The organism is Streptomyces sp. NPDC030838 (genome assembly GCF_055572035.1).
On the sequence record NZ_JBVIED010000020.1, the window covers coordinates 109338 to 127485 of the forward strand.

The following is an 18148-nucleotide window of genomic DNA, read 5'->3' on the forward strand; positions in this document are numbered from 1 at the left end:
TCGGTGTCGGAGTTGCTGTGTCGGACGTCAGATCCGTGCGGTGCCGTGGGCGAAGACCGCGCCGCTGCCGCCGACGTCGACCGAGGTGATCCGGTCGCACGTGCCCTCGGCGCACGCGACCATCAGGGAGGGGCGGCAGATCTCGACGCCCTGGAGGATCTCGATGCGCCGCCCGTACTCGGCCAGCCCGTGCCGGGCCAGATGGATGGCGAGCGGGCCGGCGGCGGACCCGGTCGCCGCGTCCTCGACGACGCCGTACGCGGGCGAGAACATACGGCTGCGCCACTGGGTGCCCGAGCCCGCGAAGCAGTTGGCCGCCATGTCCGGGAACCGGGACAGCGCGCGGTGGTCCGGGTGGAGGGCGGACAGCGCCTCGAGGCTCTCCAGGCCGACGAAGACGTGCCGGGGGCCGTTGCGGTAGATCTCCACGGGCAGCGTGGAGCTCTTCACGCCCAGCGCGTCGAGGAGTTCGTCGGCCTTCTCGAACGGCTCCCAGGTGGGCACCGGCTGGCGCATCCGCGCGGCCACGGCCCGGTCGTCCGCGTGGTCCACGTCGAAGGGGATGGTCCCCATCGCCGTCTCCAGCCGCAGTTCGCTCCGCCCGGTCTCGTCGCCCAGCGCGATGGCGGTGCCGAGCAGCGGATGGCCGGCGAAGGGCAGCTCGTTGACCGGGGTGAAGATACGGATCCGGGCGTCCCCGCCGTTCCGCGGGGCGAGGACGAACGTGGTCTCCGAGAGGTTCATCTCCCGGGCGATGCGCTGCATCCGCTCGCCGGGGATGTCGTCGGCGTCGAAGAAGACCGCCACGGGATTGCCCTGAAGGGGCTCGGTGGCGAAGGCGTCCACGACGACATATCTGTGCATGGTTACCTCCAGCGGTGGTCAGGTGGGTATGCCTTCGCGGCGGACGGCGGGCACCGGGATTCCGAGGGCGCGCAGCTGCTCGTTCGGGTTCATGAACTCGCGCTGTCGCTTGATCTGCCCGTTCTCGAATTCGAAGGAATGGAGGAAGTGGTTCTTGTAGTAGCCCTCGGGATATCCGGGGAACAGGATTTTGCCCTCGCCGTCGCACTCCACCCAGAAGAAGTTCGGGTCCTGGGTCTCGAAGATGCGGACGTTCTTCCACTCCCAGTCGGGGAAGCACTTCAGCGACCACACCGCGTGCTCACCGAGCCGGTCCCGGCCGTGCGTCATGATCGGCTTGCCCGTGTCGTTGGTCCACAGCCCGCCGCTGCCGTCCTCGGTGAACAGCAGGTGACGGCGGAGCCGGTCCTCACCCCTGGTGTTCATGTACTGCTCGACGATCGCCCGGTTGTGACGGCGCAACTCCGCCTCGTCGGCGAAGCCCTCGGGCAGCGTGAATTCGGACATGACGGTGTTCCCCTTCGGTTCGAGATGGCGAACGGAAATCCCGAGAAGAGTGTTCGAAGAAGTCTTCGACTCGGACTGTGTCGAGCCTAGCGGGCGCTCTGTGGCCGGAAAAGGAAACTCGTACCGCACAATTCGGTGCCGCTGTTTCCGCGGGCACGACGAAAAGCCCACCCACACAGTGGGCGGGCTTTCTTCGGTTTACTCAGCCGACGCGGCCGCTCATGCCGCGCTCTTCGAATGTCCGGCGAGCGCGTCGGCCAGGGCGTTCCACTCCGCGGCGCGGCGGGCCGCCAGGGAGCGGACGAGCGGGGCCCAGTACTCGGGGAGCGTCGCCGTGATCCGCTCCCACTGGGCGGGTGTGAACTCCGTGCTGAACAGGGCCCGCAGCAGCAGACGGCCGGGTTCCGAGGCCTTCAGCGCGGGGTCCTTGGCCAGCTTCCGCAGGTCCGGGCTCCCCGGTGCCCGCTGGGGATCGGGCGGGGAGGGCCGCCGGGGGATCCGCGGGACGTCGGCCGCGGGCGGCCGGACGGCCTCGCGCTCCCGCCCGCGGGCGACGCCGCGCTCCTGCTCGCGGACGGCCTCCCGCTGACGCTCGGGCACCGGATCCTGCCCGCGGTTCAGCCGGTTCCGTACGTCCCGGACCGTCCCCAGGGACAGTCCGGACTTGCGGGCCAGCTCCCGCAGGGACGCCTCGGGATCGGCGGCCAGCAGGGCGGCGACGCGGCGCCGCCCCTCGGCGCTGCTGACCGGCCGCGCGCTGCCGTCCCGGCCGATCCGGCGGTCCAACTGCGGAATTTCCGCACTCGCACAGCGGCGCAGCCGGCCCACCGTCTTGTCGCTGAGCCCGGTGCGCTCCGCGATCGCCCGGTCGGACCAGTGCGGGTGGGAGGTGAGGATGCGGACCGCGGCGAGCCGGCGCTCGGCGCGGGACAGCGGCAGGCCGTGCCGGACGTTCAACTGCACGGACAGCACATAGGCGTCGGCCTCGCTGCCGTCGAACCAGCGGACCTGGATCTCCCGGCGGCCGCGCAGCAGGGTGGCCGCCAGCCGGTGCATGCCGTCGACGACCCGCATCGTGGGCCGGTGCACCAGGATCGGCTCGAAGTCGTGCGGGGACTCGGCGAGTTCGCGGACATGGCCGTCGTCCTGCCGCTGGGAGCGCGGCGAGTCGGCCGGTTTCAGCAGCGCGATCGCAACCGTCTCGGGAGGTGTGGCGACGACATCGGATATTCGCGTGGCCGGACCGGTGGCGACTGTCACGAGCGCTTCCCCCTCGGCTGAAGAATCTCGGCACCCTGCGCTAGTGGCCGATCATGTGGTGCGCGCCGGAATGGCTCAAAGGGGAAGGTGCTACTCCGTCAAGTGCGCCGGAGTACGTCAAGTAGGCCTGTGACCTGCGGTGTCCTCAGGAAATCGCAAGGTCGGTACGCGACGTGGCCAGGTCCTCGCGCAGGGCCGGGAACAGCTCGGCGAACCCGGCGGGACCGTGTTCCACGGTATGCCGCGCGCTGTCGTAGCGGGCGGCCAGGCCACCGGAGAAGAGCCAGTGGCGGCCGTCCGGCGCGTGGTGGGTGGTGTGGCAGGTGTCGATTCCGTTCGCGAAGACCGTCCCGGCCAGTCCCGGCCAGTAGGCCACGATCGGCCGGACCGGCTCGGTGACCCGACCCTCGCGGGTGTCGTACTGCAGCGCCCTGTCACCGCGGAAGAACCAGAAGAGGCCGTCCCTGGGTCCGGGCGGGCAGACCGCGTCGACGCCCTGCGCGAACCCGGCCGCCTCGCCGGAGAACCGGAACAGATCACCCACCGGGCACGGGCCTTGCAGCACGGCCCCCTCGACGCTGTCGTACTGCAGGACCTGATCGCCCGCGAAGAACCAGTGGTAGCCGTGCGGGGCGTGGTACGTCGTGTAGCAGGCGCCGGCGCCCCGGGCGATCGGCGTGCCCATCAGCAGCGGCCAGTGCCAGGCGAGCGACGCGGCCGGCAGGACGACGGTGTCGTCCACCGCGTCGTACAGCAGGGCCGTCTCGCCGCCCCGGCCGCCGAAGAACCAGTACTGGCCCTCCTGTTCGGCGTGGCGGCACAGGCCGGTGATGCCGCCGTCGGGCGAGGGACCGGAGGAGGCCTCGGCCAGGAGCCGGAGGATCAGGTCACCACTGCGGGTCATGGGCTCTCCTGTGTGGAAGGGCGGTCGTCGACTTCGTGCGGAGCGGTCGTCGTACGCCGGGCACGGTGACCGCCGGTGCACAGCATCGCCGCCCGCCGCGCCGCGCCGCCCGTCCGCGGCCGTTGTCTGTCAGGTCCGCCGTCGACCTGACATAGTGCGCGGGCCCGCGTTGCCCGGAGCGGACCGCCGGGGGGAGGGTCGGCCCGGTGAGCGGTGCGTGCCGACGCCGGGCCGTGTCGCGGGCGAACTTCCCCCGTCGACCGCGGCACGGCCGGAGCGGCACGCACCTCGGGACCGGCTGTCGGCGGCCGGCCCCGGAACGCCGGATCACCGGTTGTGCGGCACGGTCGCAGCCTTGCCGCACAACCGGTCCGGGGTGTGCGGCCTTGCCGCGGCACTCCTCGCCGGCCGTGCCGCGTCCCTCACGCGGGCAGCGACTCCGGGTGGCGGCCCGGGAAAGGGCAGCCGGTCAGCGCCAGCAGGGGCGCCGCCTTCACCGCGGTCTCCTCGTATTCGGCGGCCGGGTCCGACAGGGCGACGACGGCGCCGCCGACGCCGTAGCGGATCCGGCCCGGGGTGACCAGGGCGGTGCGGATCACCACGCTGAGGTCGGCCGCCCCGGTCAGGGAGAAGTAGCCGACGGCGCCCGAGTAGGCACCGCGCGGACCGGCCTCCAGCTCGTCGATCAGGCGCATGGTCCGGATCTTCGGCGCGCCGGTCATCGAGCCCGGCGGGAAGGCCGCCCGCACACAGTCCACCGCCCCGGACCCCGGGCGCAGCCTCGCCCGGACCGGACTCACCAGCTGGTGCACGGTGGCGTAGGTCTCGACCCGGAAGATGTCGTCGGCCTCGACCGAGCCGGTGACGGCGTGCCGTCCGAGGTCGTTGCGGACCAGGTCGACGATCATCAGGTTCTCCGCGCGGTCCTTCTCGTCGGCGCGCAGGTCCGCCATGAGCGCGGCGTCCTCGGCCGGGGTCGCCCCCCGCGGCCGGGTGCCCTTGATGGGCCGGGACTCGGCGATCCCGTCGCCGTCGACGCGCAGGAAGCGTTCGGGGGACGTGCTGAGCAGGGACAGCGGACCGAAGCCGAGCAGCGCGCCGTACGGGGCGGGGCTGTGGCGGCGCAGGAAGCGGTACGCCTCCCAGACGTCCACGTCCCCGTGCGCCTCGGCCATGTTGGTCAGGCACACCTCGTACGTCTCGCCCGCGGCGATCTCCTCCTGGGCGCGGGCGATCATCCGCAGATACGCCTCGCGGTCGTGGCGCAGCCGGATGCCGGGCAGCGGTGCGGAGGCCGGGCCCGGCTCCGGGGCCCGGCCCGCCACCGCGGCCAGCGCGTCCGCCGTGGCACGCAGCCAGTCGCGGGCCGCCGCCCCGTCGCCGTCCTCCTCGGCGAGCGCCAGCAGATGCGTGGTCCCGGTGGCGTGGTCGAGGACCACGGCCCGGTCGGCGAAGACCATGACGGCGTCGGGATCCTCCGACGGGTGGCCGGTGCCGCCACCGCACTCGGCCTTGAGCTCGTAGCCGAGGTAGCCGACCCAGCCCAGGGCGAAGTCGCAGGGCAGCTCGGGGACCTGGACGCGGACGGAACGCAGGTCGCGGTCCAGCCAGTCGAGGAACGCGCCCGACACCACCTGGGTCCCCGCGGCGGAGCGCACGGTGACGGTACGGCTGCGCACATCGGCCTCCGCGACGCGGGCGAGCGGCCCGGAGGCGTCGCCCATGACGGAGAACCGGCCCATGCCGGCGTCGGGCCTGCTGCTGTCGAGCCAGAACGCGTACGGGCCTCCCCGGAAGAGCCGGTCGAAGGCCACCTCGTCGCTCCACCGGGTCTCCACGCTCTCACTGAGCACCCGCAGCGAGCGCCCGGGAGCAGCACTCGACGCAGGGGACCTGCCACCGGACTCCGGCCGGGCGGCCACCGCATCGGTACGCGTCTCCCGGCGGCCCCGGCCCCGCTCGGCGTGCCAGGAGGCGCTCAGCCGGGTGAAGTTGTGGAGGAGGTCGCGGCCGTGGCGGGTGAGGATCGACTCCGGGTGGAACTGCAGGCCCCACCTCGGGCGCTCCCGGTGCTCGACGGCCATCAGGACGCCGTCCGGGGTCCAGGCCACCGCCCTCAGCTCGTCCGGCAGGTCCGTCACCGCCAGAGAGTGATAGCGCACCGCGTCCAACGGCGAGGGCAGGCCCTCGAACAGCCCCGATCCGTCGTGCAGTACGGATGACACCCGGCCGTGGCAGGGCTGCGGTGCCCGGGAGACGGTCGCCCCGTGCGCCAGGGCCAGGCCCTGGTGGCCGAGGCAGATGCCGAGCAGCGGCAGGTCGGCGTGGTCCAGGATCTCGCGGCAGATCCCGAAGTCCGCGTCCACCGACGGGTTCCCGGGTCCGGGCGAGAGCACAACGTTGTCGAACTCCGCGAGGAGCCCTCGGTGCCAGCGGGGGTCGTCGTTGCGCAGGACCACCGGTTCGCGTCCGCTGACCTCGGCCAGGTAGTGGAAGAGGTTGTAGGTGAACGAGTCGTAGTTGTCTATGAGGAGCGTGCGCACTCTGGTTCCGTGACGTGTTGACGGTGCGGACGGCGTCGGAGCACCGGACGGGGCGGTCGACGTCCCTGATCCGTACGGCCGTTCAGGAAGCAGGCGTGATCTCGTAGAGGATGTGCTCGATCGTCTCCGGGCCCTCGGCGAAGGCGCGCCGGCAGAGCACGGTCAGCTCGCGCTCGCAGGCGGCGGCCAGTTCGTGCAGGCGGTCCAGGTCGCCGCGGTCACTGAACTGCAACAGCGCCCGGCCGCCCGCGGTCAGCCTGAGCGGCGCCTCGACCAGATAGCGCCGGTGCGCCTGGTATCCCGGGTCGACGTAGGCCGCCTCGTGGAGCGACTCGTAGCGGTAACCCTCCGGCGCCAGAACGAAGTTGGAGTGCCAGTACACCGTGTCGAACCGCTCGTCGGCGTCCAGGGCGGAGAACAGGTCGCCGTGCAGGGCCCGTACGCGATCGCCGACCCCGTGCCGTTCGGCGTTCAGCCGGCTGTTCTCCACGGCGACCGCGCTGATGTCCGTGGCGACCACCCGCTCGGCCCCGGCCAGCGCCGCGGACACCGCGATGACGCCCGTGCCGGACCCGATCTCGATGAACGACCCGTCTCGGCGGTAGCGCGGCTCCCCGTCTCCGACAAGTCCCAGGATCTCCATGGCCACTTGGGTGGTGGCCGAGAACGGCGGCGCGAACACGCCCTCCAGCAGATCCCACTCCCGGCCCGCCATCGCGAACGTCCTCGGCCGGTCCGCACGGGTCAGCGCGCTCCGGCTGCGCTCCAACGACCGCACGTAGCTCTTGAGTTCTGTCATCCTCACCCCTTGCCACAGCGGGGTGCCGTTCCCCTCAGCCCCCAGAGACATCATTTTTCACACAGCAGACCGACAGGAAGGTGCTCCCGGAACACCGCGAGGGCACCTCACCGGTGCTACCACCACACCCCGAGTGCCTCGGCAGACCGGCTTCCGCTTGCCTCGTGCAAACGAATGTACGTATCGTCATCTGGCTTGGTCTCATCTTCTGTGTAAGGGGCACTGGTGGATCCGGACGCTGCCTCGACGGATTCTCCGGCGCTCGCCGTCCTGGAGCTGCTCGCCCAGGAGGCGCCCCCCGCCCGGCTCGAGGAACTGCTCCGGCTCGCCCGGCACCAGGGCACACCGCAGGGACGGCTGGACGAACTGGAGCAGGCGGTCCGGCTGGCGCTGGACGTCCACGCGTCGCTGGAGCAGCGGCGCAGACGCGAGGCGGGGCTCATGGCCCTGATCGACACCAGCCAGGGCATGGCGTTCCGCGACGGTCTCGACGACCTGATGAACACCGTGACGAGCCAGGCCCGTCGGCTGCTCAACTTCGACATGGCGTGGGTCAGTCTGAGCCTGCCGGACGGCGGTTCGTACGTGCACACCTCGAAGGGCGAGATCACCGCGAGCAGCGTGGGCCTGGAGCTGGCGACCGGGTTCGGCCTCGGCGAGCGGGTCCTGCGGACGCAGGCGCCCCTGTGGACCCCCGACTACCTGACCGACGACCGTTTCTCCCACGCCCCGGCGATCGACGAGGTGGTCGACTCCGAAGGCCTCCACGCGATCCTCGCCGTGCCGCTGACCCACGACGGCACCTCCGTCGGCGCGCTCTACGGGGCGTCACGAGGACGCCGGCACTTCTCTCCCGACGAGGTCAGCCTGCTGAGTTCGCTCGCGGTCCTGGCGGCGTCCGCCATCGAGGAGACCCGGCGGCTGGAACGCCTCCGGGCCGGCCAGGCCGAGGCGGAGGAGGAGCGGTGCCGCCTGGCGGTGCGCCTGGCCGGTCTCGAGCACCTGACGGAGATACAGGCCCGGCTGTCCGGGATGCTCCTCACCGGCAGCACCCTGCACGACGTCCTCGAACTGGCCCGCGGCGAACTGCGGGGCGTGCTCCTGCTGCGGGACGCCGACGGACGGACCCTGGCCGGGACCGGCGACATCCCCTCGGCCACCCCGGACCGGGTGGTCAGGGCGCTCGCCGAGTCGCAGGCGATCGAGGCACCGGTCGCCCTGACGGACACCGTATGGGCCACCCACGTCACCACGGGCGTCGACGCCCCGGGTGTCCTGCTGGTGCAGCGGAGCACCCCTCTCAGCGAGGAGGAGCACCGCCTGCTGTACGCCGTCGGCCAGACGGCGGCTCAGATGCAGTTGCTCGCGCACAGCGCCGGGGCGGCGGCCGGACCCGCGCGCGACGAGTGCCTGGACGCGCTCCTCGCGGGCGGCGCCCAGCCTCCGCGCCGCATGATCGAGCGGGTCCGGCGCCTCGGCGTGGACCCGGAGCGCCCGCACGCCGTCCTCGTCGTCCGCCCCGAGGCCGCCAAGCAGGGGGAGACCGCCGTATGGGCCTCCTCGTACGCGTACCGGCACCGCGGCCTGAAGACCGTACGCGGCGAGTGCCTGGTCCTGCTGCTGCCGGCCGAGGACCCATCGGCCGCGGCGCGCACGGCGGCCGACGAGCTCTCCCGCGTCCTAGGCCATCCGGTCACGGTCGGGGCGGCGGGCGTCGCCGCCGGTCTGGGTTCGGTCGCCAAGGCCCACCAGGAGGCCCGCCGTTGCCTGGACGCCCTGGTCTCCCTGGGCGCCACGGGCGGCGCGGCGTCCGCGCGCGACCTCGGCTTCCTGGGGCTGCTGCTCTCCGACGACCACGACGCCGACACCTTCATCGACTCCGTCGTGGGCCCGGTGCTCGACTACGACAGCAGGCGCTCCACCGACCTGGTCCGCACCCTGGAGGCGTACTTCACCTCCGGCAGCAGCCCCACGCGCGCGGCCGCAGACCTCCACGTCCACGCCAACACGATCGCCCGCCGTCTGCAACGGATCACCGAACTCCTGGGCCCCGACTGGCAACAGCCGGCGAACGCCCTGGAGATCCAGCTGGCCCTGCGCCTGCTGCGGACCCGGGAGGCGGTCCACCGGGGCGTGTAGCGGACGTGACGGTGAGGACCGCCCGACAGACGATGAGCCGGCCGTCACGGCTACCCGCCGACAATCACGGCACACGCGCCGGCCGTCACGCAGACCGCCGCACCTGCTCGGTGAGACGTACCTGCTCGGCGAGGCCGTCGGCCATGCTGTCGCCCGCCAGCGCCACCACCGCGTGGGCCGCGGAGGCCAGCGTCACATGGCGGTGCCAGCCGCGGAACGACCGCCCCTCGAAGTCCTTGAGCCCGACACGCTCCCCCACCTCTTCCAGGTCATGGCGGGCCCGTGCGGCCAGCTTGGTCATGCGCAGCAGGGCGCTCGCCGGTACAGAGGCCATGTTGGTGACCCACATCGCCGAGGGCGCACGCCCGGCGGCCTCCCACTCGCCCAGCAGCACGAGGTCGGCGGAGCCGGGGCCGGTCCGGCTCAGGCGCGCGGACGTGCTCGCCGCGCCCACCCGCACCGTGACGGCCGTCGAGACACGGCGGGGGCGGGACGGCCCGGCCGGGTCGGTCCACTCGACCGGCCGGCCGAGTCCCCTGACCGCCATCAGGATCTGCTCCGCGCCGAGGGGCCCGGCGCCGTGGCCGGGCAGGGCGGGGTCGCGCACGGTGAGCCGGCTCGCCCCGCCGACCCGTACGATCACGGGCACGCCCGCCTCGGTGAACCGGCCGACGGTGGCGGCGACACGCGCGACATGGACGTTGAGCACCACGGGCCGCAACGAAACCCGCCAGGACGTCATGGTCTCCAGTACGGCGGCGGAAGCGCACTCCTCCTCCGTCTCCTCACCGATCCCCTCGGGCACCTCGGCCCGGCGGCGCCGGTTGTCGTCCTGCACCCAGGTCTGGGGGAGGTGCAACCGCCAGTGCAGCGGAGCGCTGAAGGTCTCGGAGGCATGCCAGACGCCGAAGGCGTGCTGCCCCCGGAACGCCTGCCCCAGACAGGGGTCAAACACCTGATCGACCCCGACGGAGTGCTCACCGGCCTTGAGGATCGGCATGGACCGCACCACCCACGCATGCGGAGCCGCGACCTGCTCCAGATGGGCGGCCAGCGCCTCCCGCACCGGCATCCAGTCCCAGGTGGAACTGCTGATGAAGTGGTGCAGGCTCTGCTCGGCGGCCGGACCGCCGACATGGGCGGCGATGTTGCGGATGGACTTGCGCCCCCTGGTTCTCAGCAGGCCACGCAGATACTGCTCGCCCTTCTGCCGCTGGTCCCGCCGGGAGAACGAGGCGAACAACACGTCGGCCAGCTCCCGCGCCGGCCCCTCCCACGCGTCCCCGGAACCACCGGCGGCGACGCCGCTGACGGCCGGACCACTGGTGCCAAGCCGCAGATGGGACCTCGACACGTCCCGCCCGAATCCGATGTCCATGCCCCCGAACACGAAAACCTACCCCTTCGACGCCGTGGCGGTATCCGTCCGTGGCAAGACTCTGCCCTCCTCCCGTCCGGAACACGAGGTGCGCGGACCCCCACGCCACCCCACGGCCCGGTCGCCCGACCACCACCGCCGTCAACCCAAGGTCCCCCACCAGCACCACAGAACCCAACGACCACCGCCCCCGCAGGTGCCCTGGCCACACCACTGGCCGCCACGCCCCGGCTCAGTACATGTGCGGGATGCGGCAAGTCGAGTCGCGGCGTCAGCACTCCGTCAAGGTCGTGCGCAGCGACGTCAGCGTCTCGTCAGGGCCCGGCAGGGACCCCCGCAACACCGGGCATAGCGTCGAAGGCGAGCCCCGGCCCGCCTCCCCGCGGCCGGGGCGTTCCGGACCACTCGCTCGCTGCCTTTCGGGAGGCACCCATGGCAGGGCTTCTGTACGGCGACGACCCCGACCCCTCCGAACCCTCCGATGGACCCCCGGCCGGACCTCTGTACGTCCCGGTCCGGCCGGGCTTCTCCGGGTGTGCGGCCCGGATCTTCCGCACTCCGCTCGGCGAGCGCACGGCCGTCGGCTTCACCTCCGCGCACCGGCTGACCGCCACCCTCGGCGCCGACCAGACCTGGATCCGCCTCGCCGAACCCGCCCTGCGCGCGCTGACCGCCCCGCTCGGCATCACCACCGTCACGGTGGACCCGCAGTTCACCGCCCCGGCCCCCGCGCCGGTCACGCCGGTCACCTTCGGGACCTCGACGCTGCGAACGGCCTGAGAGGGGCGGACACGATGACCACGGTTCACGAACCCACCGCCCCGATCAGGACCGGCGACCTGTCGGTGTGGCCCAGGACCACCACCCAGCCGGTGCGCGGCGCCCTCGCGGTGGGCGGCGTACCGCTCGCCGAGCTGGCCGACCGCTTCGGCACCCCCGTCTACGTCCTCGACGAGACCGAGGTCCGCGACCGCTGCCGTACCTACCGGGACGCCTTCCCCGAAGCCGAAGTCCTCTACGCCGCCAAGGCGTTCCTCTGCCGGGCCATGGCCCGCTGGATGGACGAGGAGGGCCTGGGCCTGGACGTCTGCTCCGCCGGCGAACTCGAACTCGCCGTCACCACCGGCTTCCCGGCCGACCGGATCGTGCTGCACGGCAACGCGAAGTCCCCCCGAGACCTGGACACCGCCCTGCGCCTGGGCGTCGGACGCATCGTCATCGACAGCCCGTCGGAGATCGCGCGACTGGCGGCGGCCGTGGGTCCGGGCGGACACCAGAGGGTCATGGTCCGCGTCGTCCCCGGCATCTGCGCGGGCGGCCACGAGAAGATCCGTACCGGCACGGACGACCAGAAGTTCGGCCTGTCCATGGCCGACGGCTACGCCCAGCACGCCATCGCCCGTCTGCTCGGCCAACCGCAGCTCGAACTCACCGGTCTGCACTGCCACCTGGGCTCCCAGATCACCAGCGTCAAGCCCTACCTCGCCGCCGTACGCCGCATGGTCGGCCTCATGAGCCGCCTGTACGAGCAGCACGGCCTGGTCCTGCCCGAGCTGGACCTCGGCGGCGGCCACGGCATCGCCTACCGTCCCGGTGAACAGGCCCTCGACCTCGCCACGTTGGCCCGCAAGGTCCGCGCGGAACTGACGGAGGCCTGCGGCACGGCCGGCCTCCCGGTCCCGCGCCTGATCATCGAGCCGGGCCGGGCGATCGTGGGACCGGCGGGAGTCGCCCTGTACCGCGTCCTGTCGGTGAAGCACACGGGCGACCACGTCTTCGTAGCGGTCGACGGCGGCATGAGCGACAACCCGCGCCCCGCCCTGTACGGCGTCCGCTACGCCCCTCGCCTGATCGGCCGCCACAGCACCGCGGCCCCGGCCCGTATGACGGTGGTCGGCCGCCACTGCGAGGCGGGCGACATCCTGGCCGCCGACGCCCGACTCCCCGCCGACACACGCCCCGGCGACCTGCTCGCCGTCCCCGTCGCGGGCGCCTACCACCTGTCCATGGCCTCCGGCTACAACCTGGTCGGCCGCCCACCCGTGGCCGCCGTACGCGACGGGATCGCCCGCCTGCTGATCCGCCGCGAGTCCCTGGCGGACATCAGCAGCCGCGACGTGGGCCTGTGACGACCCACATCGCGGCTGTGGCGGCTACTTCGGGTCGCGGTTGAACAGTGACTTGGACCAGACGTAGCCGAGCGCCGCGAGCCCCAGGCACCAGGCGACGGCGAGCCATCCGTTGTGGCCGATCTCGGTGCCGAGCAGCAGCCCGCGCAGGGTCTCGATGGCCGGCGTGAACGGCTGGTACTCGGCGATCGGCTGGAACCAGCCCGGCATCGCGTTGACCGGGACGAAGGTGCTGGAGATCAGCGGCAGGAAGATCAGCGGCATCGCGTTGTTGCTGGCGGCCTCGGGGTTCGGGCTGGACAGGCCCATGCCGACGGCGATCCAGGTGAGCGCCAGGGCGAACACCGTGAGCAGCCCGAACGCCGCGATCCACTCCAGGGCGGTGGCGTCCGTGGACCGGAAGCCGATGGCCACCGCGATGGCGCCGACGAAGACCACGCTCATCACGCATTGCAGCACGCTGCCGACGACGTGTCCGATGAGGACGGAACCCCGGTGGATCGCCATCGTGCGGAAGCGGGCGATGATGCCCTCGGTCATATCCATGGCGACGGACACCGCGCTGCCGATCGTCGTACTGCCGATGGTCATCAGCAGCAGGCCCGGTACGAGATACGCGAGGTACTCGGACCGGTCGGCACCGCCGTCGATGCCCGCGCTCATGGTGTCGCCGAAGATGTAGACGAAGAGCAGCAGGAGCATGACCGGCGTGAGCAGCAGGTTCAGGGTGAGGGACGGGTAGCGCCGGGCGTGCAGGATGTTGCGGCGCAGCATCGTGGACGAGTCGCGTACGGCGAGGGACAGGGAGCTCATCGGACAGCCTCCGTCAGGGCGAAGAAGACGTCGTCGAGGTCGGGGGTGTGCACGGTCAGCTCGTCGGCCTCGACACCGGCGGAGTCCAGCCAGTCGAGGAGGGAACGCAGTTCGCGCTGGCTGCCGCCGCTCGGGATCTGAAGGGTGAGGGACTCGTCGTCCCGGGAGGCCTCGCGCAACGCGGAGGCGGCGGACTGGTACGCGGTCGGATCGGTGAACCGGAGCCGGACATGGCCGCCGGGGACGATCCGCTTGAGCTCTTCGGCGGTGCCCTCGGCGGCGATACGGCCGTCGTGGAGCACTGCGATGCGGTCGGCGAGTTCGTCAGCCTCCTCGAGGTACTGGGTGGTGAGGAAGACGGTCACCCCGCCCGTGACCAGCTCCCTGATGATCTGCCACATGTTGTGGCGGGAGCGCGGGTCGAGGCCGGTGGTCGGCTCGTCGAGGAAGATGATCCGCGGGCTGCCGACGAGGGTCATGGCGATGTCGAGGCGGCGCTTCATGCCGCCGGAGTAGGTGGAGGCGGGCTTCTTCGCGGCCTCGGTGAGGTCGAACCGCTCCAGCAGCTCAGCGCTGACCCGGCGGCCCTCGCGCTTGGACAGGTGGTGCAGGTCCGCCATGAGGAGCATGTTCTCCTCGCCGGTGATCAGCCCGTCGACAGCGGAGAACTGCCCGGTGACCCCGATCGCGGCGCGCACGGCCTGCGGGTTGGCGGCGAGGTCGTGGCCCGCGACCTGGGCCTGCCCGCCGTCGGCGGCGATGAGGGTGGAGAGGATCTTCACGGCGGTCGTCTTGCCGGCGCCGTTGGGCCCGAGCAGCGCGAACACGGACCCGGCCGGGATACGCAGGTCGATGCCGTCGAGGACGGTCTTGTCGCCGTAGGACTTGCGCAGTCCGACGGCGGAGACGGCAGCGGGCGACGACTGCGGACCGTCGGAACGCCTTGACTTAGGCATGACAAAAGAAGGCATGGAGCCCCCCGTTCGAAGGCTGAAGTGACTGGGATGGGGTGAGGCGGGATGGGCTGGGACGGGCGAGTCGGCGAAGCCGTTGTTCAGCCCCGGGCGCGAAGGATGTCGATGTTGCCGTACTTGGTGCGGGCGCGGACCTTGACGGTGTCCTCGGTCGTCTCCGGCGCCTCGGAGGCGGTGAGCCTGTTGCGCACCTGTCCGGAGCCGGAGCTGACGTCGAGCCAGGCGGCCGTGCCCTCGCGGACGCCGACCTCGATCGCGCCGTAGGAGGTCTCCAACTGGACGGTGCCGCGGACCACTTCGCCCACGCGCAGGGTGCCGTGTGCGGTGGTGGCGGTGACCGAGTCCTCGGCGCGCCGGATCTCGATGTCGCCGTTGGCGCCGCTCACCCGCAGCTCGCCGGTCGCGGCATCGACGGTCGTGTTGCCGTGCGAGTTCTTCAGGACGGCGGGTCCGTCGAGGAGGCCGACGCGCATGCTGCCGGAGCTGGTGGTGATCTCGGCCCTGCCCTCGACGCGGTCCACGGTGATCGAGCCGTGCGATGCGGTCAGGTGCAGGGGGCCGGTCGCGTCGAAGCGCGCGTCCCCGGTCGACGTCTTCATACGTACGTCGCCAAGCCGGCCCTCGCCGAGCACCTGGGTCCAGGCGCCGGTCAGGTCAACGCTTGAGCCGGTGGGCAGTTCGACCGTCACGTCGACGACGCCCGTACGGCCGAACAGATTGGCCTTGGGCGTCCTGACGGACAGGACACCGCTCGAGTACGTGACCTCCGTCTGCTCGGCCGTCCGCACGTCCAGATCTTTCTTCGCGTCGCGGGGCCGCACCTCGACGACGGTGTCGGCACGGTCGCCCGCGGTGAACTGGATGGAACCGGCGTCCACCCGCGCCGTGACCGAGATCGCTTCGGGAGTGTCGAAAGAAGGCATGGCTGTCCCGTCCTCTTGGGTCGTTGCGGCGTCCCCCCTGGTGGGACGTGATGTGGGTGAAATGAAGTGCTGCAGTCAGGCGCGGTCAGCGCACCCAGCCGGTGAAGCTCTGTCCGAGCGTCTGAGTCTTCTCCGCCGGTCGCGGCCGGGCCCCGCCCTCGACCGCGGCCGACACGGCGCGCACCAGCCAGGCGTTGACCGACAGCCCCTCACGGGCGGCGGCCTCCTCGGCGCGCGCCTTGAGCTGGGCCGGCAGACGCAGATTGACGCGCGCGGTCCCGCCCTCGTCACTGTCGGCCGGCGCCGGGGCCCTGAACGGTTCGACAGGCGCGGCCGGCTCTACACCGCCGCCGGGCAGCGTCACCACGAAGTCGGGGTCAAGCCCGCGCAGCCGCACGTCGACCGAGCCGGGGGCGAGTTCACGGGTGATCTCGTCCATCGCGGCGGACAGCACATTGAGCATGGTCAGCCGCGTCGCCGACTCCAGGGGAGCAGTAAGCCTCTCGGCCAGCGCGCGAGCTTCGTCGCCACCGGCTTCGGCGGCCACGGCGAGTTCGCGCCGGAGGGTGTCGACATACGGGGTGAGGTCCATGACGCCATCATGGCACCACTGTGGCGCCACGCGCAAGCCTGAATGGCGCCTGGTGCGGCCCGAGTGTTCTCGTAATAGCTCTGACCTGCGGAAACGTGGAGCGGGCGACGGGGGTTACCGTGGTGCCGGACGTATTCATGCGCCTACGGGGACCGTGGGGTGGCACCGGATGGCACCGGGTGGCGCCAGATGGCACCAATCGGGTGTCACGCGGCGCGCCGCCAACCCAGCCCCCGCACATCGCGCGCCCACGCACACAAAACAGGTGAGCCACCTAGGAATGTTCCTAGGTGGCTCACCTGCTACTGCACTGTCGGGGTGGCGGGATTTGAACCCACGACCTCTTCGTCCCGAACGAAGCGCGCTGCCAAGCTGCGCTACACCCCGATGTCGCTGCTTGTCGCGGCGACGTCGTTTACTTTAGCCCACTGGCGGCCTGAGACGAAATCCGGTTTTGGAGCGGTGGCGGACCGGGTTGGGGCGGGCGTGGTCGAGGGCCACGAGGAGGACGGCGGCGCCGTAGATGGAGAGCCCGAGGAGGAGGGCGTTGCCGAGGACGCCCTTGTAGCCGTGGACCTCGACGTCCAGAAAGGGGTAGAGGTAGCGGGCCGGGGTGCCGGGGAGGAGCAGCTCGCCGCGGGCGAAGGAGAACGCCAGGTAGGCGAGGGGGTACAGGAGCCAGGTGGGGGCCTGGCGCAGGCGCAGGCTGCCGGGGGCGGTCAGGAGGAGCCAGTCCACGACCGCCGCCGCGGGTACCGCGGTGTGCAGGAGGTGGTTGGCCACGGTGTGCCAGGCGGTCTGTGCGGCGGCGGGCTCCGTCATGGTGAACGGGGTCGCCGCGTGCACCAGCAGCAGGTGGTAGACCAGGCCCGAGGTCACCGCGTACAGCAGCACCGCGCCGGTCAGCGCGCTCGGCAGTGGGTGGCGGGCGGTCCAGGCGCGGCGGGCCGAGAGCAGCAGGACCAGCGCCAGCAGGATGCTGCTCTGGATGGTGAAGTAGCTGAGGACCCTCACGGGGCTGCCGAGCAGGATGTAGATCGTTACGCCCGCCGCGGCGGCCAGCGCCGTCAGTACGCGGAAGGCCGCGGTCAGGGGGCGGCGTACGGGGGCCACCACCGCCGTGGCGGGGACAGGGGAGGGCAGCAGCGCGGGCATGCCCGGGATCGCGGGGAGGTCCGGGATGTCCCTGGGTATCGGGGCGGTCATGCCCCTCACGCTAAGGAAGCAGGGCGAAACGGGCGATTCGGGTGGGCCGAGTGGGGGACCCCGCCCGGTCGCACCCGGGCCCCCGGCCGTACCTGGGCCCGGCCTCGTCCCGCTAGCCCCGCCCCACCAGCGTCAGCAACGTCGCCTCCGGCGGGCAGGCGAACCGGACCGGCGTGTAGCGGTTCGTCCCGCAGCCCGCCGAGACGTGCAGGTACGCCGTACGGCCTTCCGCCGTGTGCGTGGAGAGGCCCTTCACGCGGTCCGTGTCCAGGTCGCAGTTGGTGACCAGCGCGCCGTAGAAGGGGATGCAGAGCTGGCCGCCGTGGGTGTGGCCGGCGAGGATCAGCGGGTAGTCGTCGGCGGTGAAGGCGTCCAGGACGCGCAGGTACGGAGCGTGGACCACGCCCATCGAGAAGTCGGCCGTGCCGGAGGGGCCGCCGGCCACCCGGTCGTACCGGTCCCGCTTGATGTGCGGGTCGTCCAGGCCCGTCAGCTCCACCGACACGCCGTCGATCTTCAGCGTGCCGCGCGTGTTGGTCAGGTTCAGCCAGCCGGCCGCGTCGAAGCCGTCCCGCAGGTCCTCCCACGGGTTGTGGACCGCGCCGACGGCGGGCGGGTTGCCGTTCAGGCCGTGGCGGCCCTGCACCTTCTCGACGAGGTAGCGGGCGGGGTTGCGGAGCTTGGGGCCGTAGTAGTCGTTGGAGCCGAAGACGTAGGCGCCGGGGAACTCCATCAGGGGGCCCAGGGCGTCCAGGACCTCCGGGACGCCCTCCGGGTCCGACAGGTTGTCCCCCGTGTTGATCACGAAGTCGGGGCGCAGGCCCGCCAGCGAGCGCAGCCAGCGCTGCTTCTTGCGCTGGCCGCCGACCATGTGGATGTCGGAGACCTGCAACACGCGCAGCGGGCGCATTCCGGCGGGCAGGACGGGGACCGTCACCCGTCGCAGGCGGAAGGAGCGGGCTTCGAAACCCGCCGAGTAGAGCAGTCCGGCGGCGCCAACCGCCGCGATTCCCAGGGGAACTCCGTATCGCGCGCGCATGCGCCCATCGTGTCAGACCCGGCGGTCGGTCCGTACGCGGGCGTCGGCCGCCGTAAATGAGCGGGCGTCGGGCCGTGT

Annotated in this window: 16 protein-coding genes and 1 tRNA gene; 3 read left to right on the forward strand and 14 right to left on the reverse strand. The window is 71.9% G+C overall.

All coding sequences use genetic code 11. The features are described 5' to 3' along the window. Nucleotides 1–27: 27 nt before the first annotated feature. The 6 genes from ACZ42A_RS36725 to ACZ42A_RS36750 form a co-directional block, all read right to left on the reverse strand. Nucleotides 28–864 carry a PhzF family phenazine biosynthesis isomerase gene (locus ACZ42A_RS36725; protein WP_468531696.1) on the reverse strand — a complete coding sequence of 279 codons (837 nt, stop codon included), beginning with the start codon at nucleotides 862–864 and terminating at the stop codon, nucleotides 28–30. A gap of 18 nt (nucleotides 865–882) precedes the next feature. Further along, entirely contained in the window at nucleotides 883–1371 is a 489-nt protein-coding gene (locus ACZ42A_RS36730) for a PhzA/PhzB family protein (protein WP_468531697.1), read from the reverse strand. A gap of 219 nt (nucleotides 1372–1590) precedes the next feature. Then, nucleotides 1591–2631: a ParB/RepB/Spo0J family partition protein gene (locus ACZ42A_RS36735; protein ID WP_468531698.1), complete on the reverse strand. Its 1041-nt coding sequence runs from the start codon at nucleotides 2629–2631 to the stop codon at nucleotides 1591–1593. 145 nt (nucleotides 2632–2776) lie between these two features. Continuing rightward, complete coding sequence (locus ACZ42A_RS36740; RefSeq protein WP_468531699.1) at nucleotides 2777–3535, reverse strand: hypothetical protein; 759 nt, start codon at nucleotides 3533–3535, stop codon at nucleotides 2777–2779. Nucleotides 3536–3957: 422 nt separating this feature from the next. Then, nucleotides 3958–6078 carry an aminodeoxychorismate synthase component I gene (gene pabB, locus ACZ42A_RS36745; RefSeq protein WP_468531700.1) on the reverse strand — a complete coding sequence of 707 codons (2121 nt, stop codon included), beginning with the start codon at nucleotides 6076–6078 and terminating at the stop codon, nucleotides 3958–3960. 82 nt (nucleotides 6079–6160) lie between these two features. After that, nucleotides 6161–6877 (reverse strand): 50S ribosomal protein L11 methyltransferase, encoded by a 717-nt coding sequence (locus ACZ42A_RS36750; protein ID WP_468531701.1) that lies wholly within the window; start codon nucleotides 6875–6877, stop codon nucleotides 6161–6163. Nucleotides 6878–7102: 225 nt separating this feature from the next. Here ACZ42A_RS36750 and ACZ42A_RS36755 point away from each other — a divergent pair, with 225 nt between their 5' ends. Then, entirely contained in the window at nucleotides 7103–9016 is a 1914-nt protein-coding gene (locus tag ACZ42A_RS36755; RefSeq protein WP_468531702.1) for a helix-turn-helix domain-containing protein, read from the forward strand. Between the two features lie 85 nt (nucleotides 9017–9101). Here the strand turns inward: ACZ42A_RS36755 and ACZ42A_RS36760 are convergent, their stop codons facing one another. After that, the gene (locus ACZ42A_RS36760) at nucleotides 9102–10394 is read right to left on the reverse strand and encodes an IS701 family transposase (protein ID WP_468531703.1); all 1293 of its coding nucleotides are present in this window, start codon (nucleotides 10392–10394) and stop codon (nucleotides 9102–9104) included. A 432-nt stretch (nucleotides 10395–10826) separates the two neighbouring features. Between ACZ42A_RS36760 and ACZ42A_RS36765 the strand changes: the two genes are divergently transcribed. Both ACZ42A_RS36765 and lysA read left to right on the forward strand, forming a co-directional pair. Next, on the forward strand, nucleotides 10827–11174 hold the full coding sequence (locus ACZ42A_RS36765) for an SAV_915 family protein (RefSeq protein WP_468531704.1): 348 nt from the start codon (nucleotides 10827–10829) through the stop codon (nucleotides 11172–11174). Between the two features lie 14 nt (nucleotides 11175–11188). Continuing rightward, nucleotides 11189–12523: a diaminopimelate decarboxylase gene (gene lysA / locus ACZ42A_RS36770; RefSeq protein WP_468531705.1), complete on the forward strand. Its 1335-nt coding sequence runs from the start codon at nucleotides 11189–11191 to the stop codon at nucleotides 12521–12523. Between the two features lie 24 nt (nucleotides 12524–12547). On the opposite strand, the gene ACZ42A_RS36775 is transcribed toward lysA, so the two are convergent. The 7 genes from ACZ42A_RS36775 to ACZ42A_RS36805 all read right to left on the reverse strand — a co-directional run bounded on the left by ACZ42A_RS36775 (nucleotide 12548) and on the right by ACZ42A_RS36805 (nucleotide 18070). Continuing rightward, on the reverse strand, nucleotides 12548–13336 hold the full coding sequence (locus ACZ42A_RS36775) for an ABC transporter permease (RefSeq protein WP_468531706.1): 789 nt from the start codon (nucleotides 13334–13336) through the stop codon (nucleotides 12548–12550). Beyond that, a complete protein-coding gene (locus tag ACZ42A_RS36780; protein ID WP_468531707.1) occupies nucleotides 13333–14292 on the reverse strand; it encodes an ATP-binding cassette domain-containing protein in 960 nt (319 codons plus the stop codon). The genes ACZ42A_RS36775 and ACZ42A_RS36780 overlap by 4 nt, the downstream gene beginning before the upstream one ends. A gap of 98 nt (nucleotides 14293–14390) precedes the next feature. Beyond that, nucleotides 14391–15233, reverse strand: coding sequence for a DUF4097 family beta strand repeat-containing protein (locus tag ACZ42A_RS36785; protein ID WP_468531708.1), 843 nt, complete (start codon nucleotides 15231–15233; stop codon nucleotides 14391–14393). An 85-nt stretch (nucleotides 15234–15318) separates the two neighbouring features. Then, on the reverse strand, nucleotides 15319–15825 hold the full coding sequence (locus tag ACZ42A_RS36790; protein WP_468531709.1) for a toxin-antitoxin system HicB family antitoxin: 507 nt from the start codon (nucleotides 15823–15825) through the stop codon (nucleotides 15319–15321). Between the two features lie 313 nt (nucleotides 15826–16138). Next, nucleotides 16139–16212, reverse strand: a tRNA-Pro gene (locus tag ACZ42A_RS36795). A 33-nt stretch (nucleotides 16213–16245) separates the two neighbouring features. Beyond that, nucleotides 16246–17031, reverse strand: coding sequence for a Pr6Pr family membrane protein (locus tag ACZ42A_RS36800; protein ID WP_468531710.1), 786 nt, complete (start codon nucleotides 17029–17031; stop codon nucleotides 16246–16248). Between the two features lie 112 nt (nucleotides 17032–17143). Then, nucleotides 17144–18070, reverse strand: coding sequence for a metallophosphoesterase (locus ACZ42A_RS36805; RefSeq protein ID WP_468531711.1), 927 nt, complete (start codon nucleotides 18068–18070; stop codon nucleotides 17144–17146). Nucleotides 18071–18148: the final 78 nt, after the last annotated feature.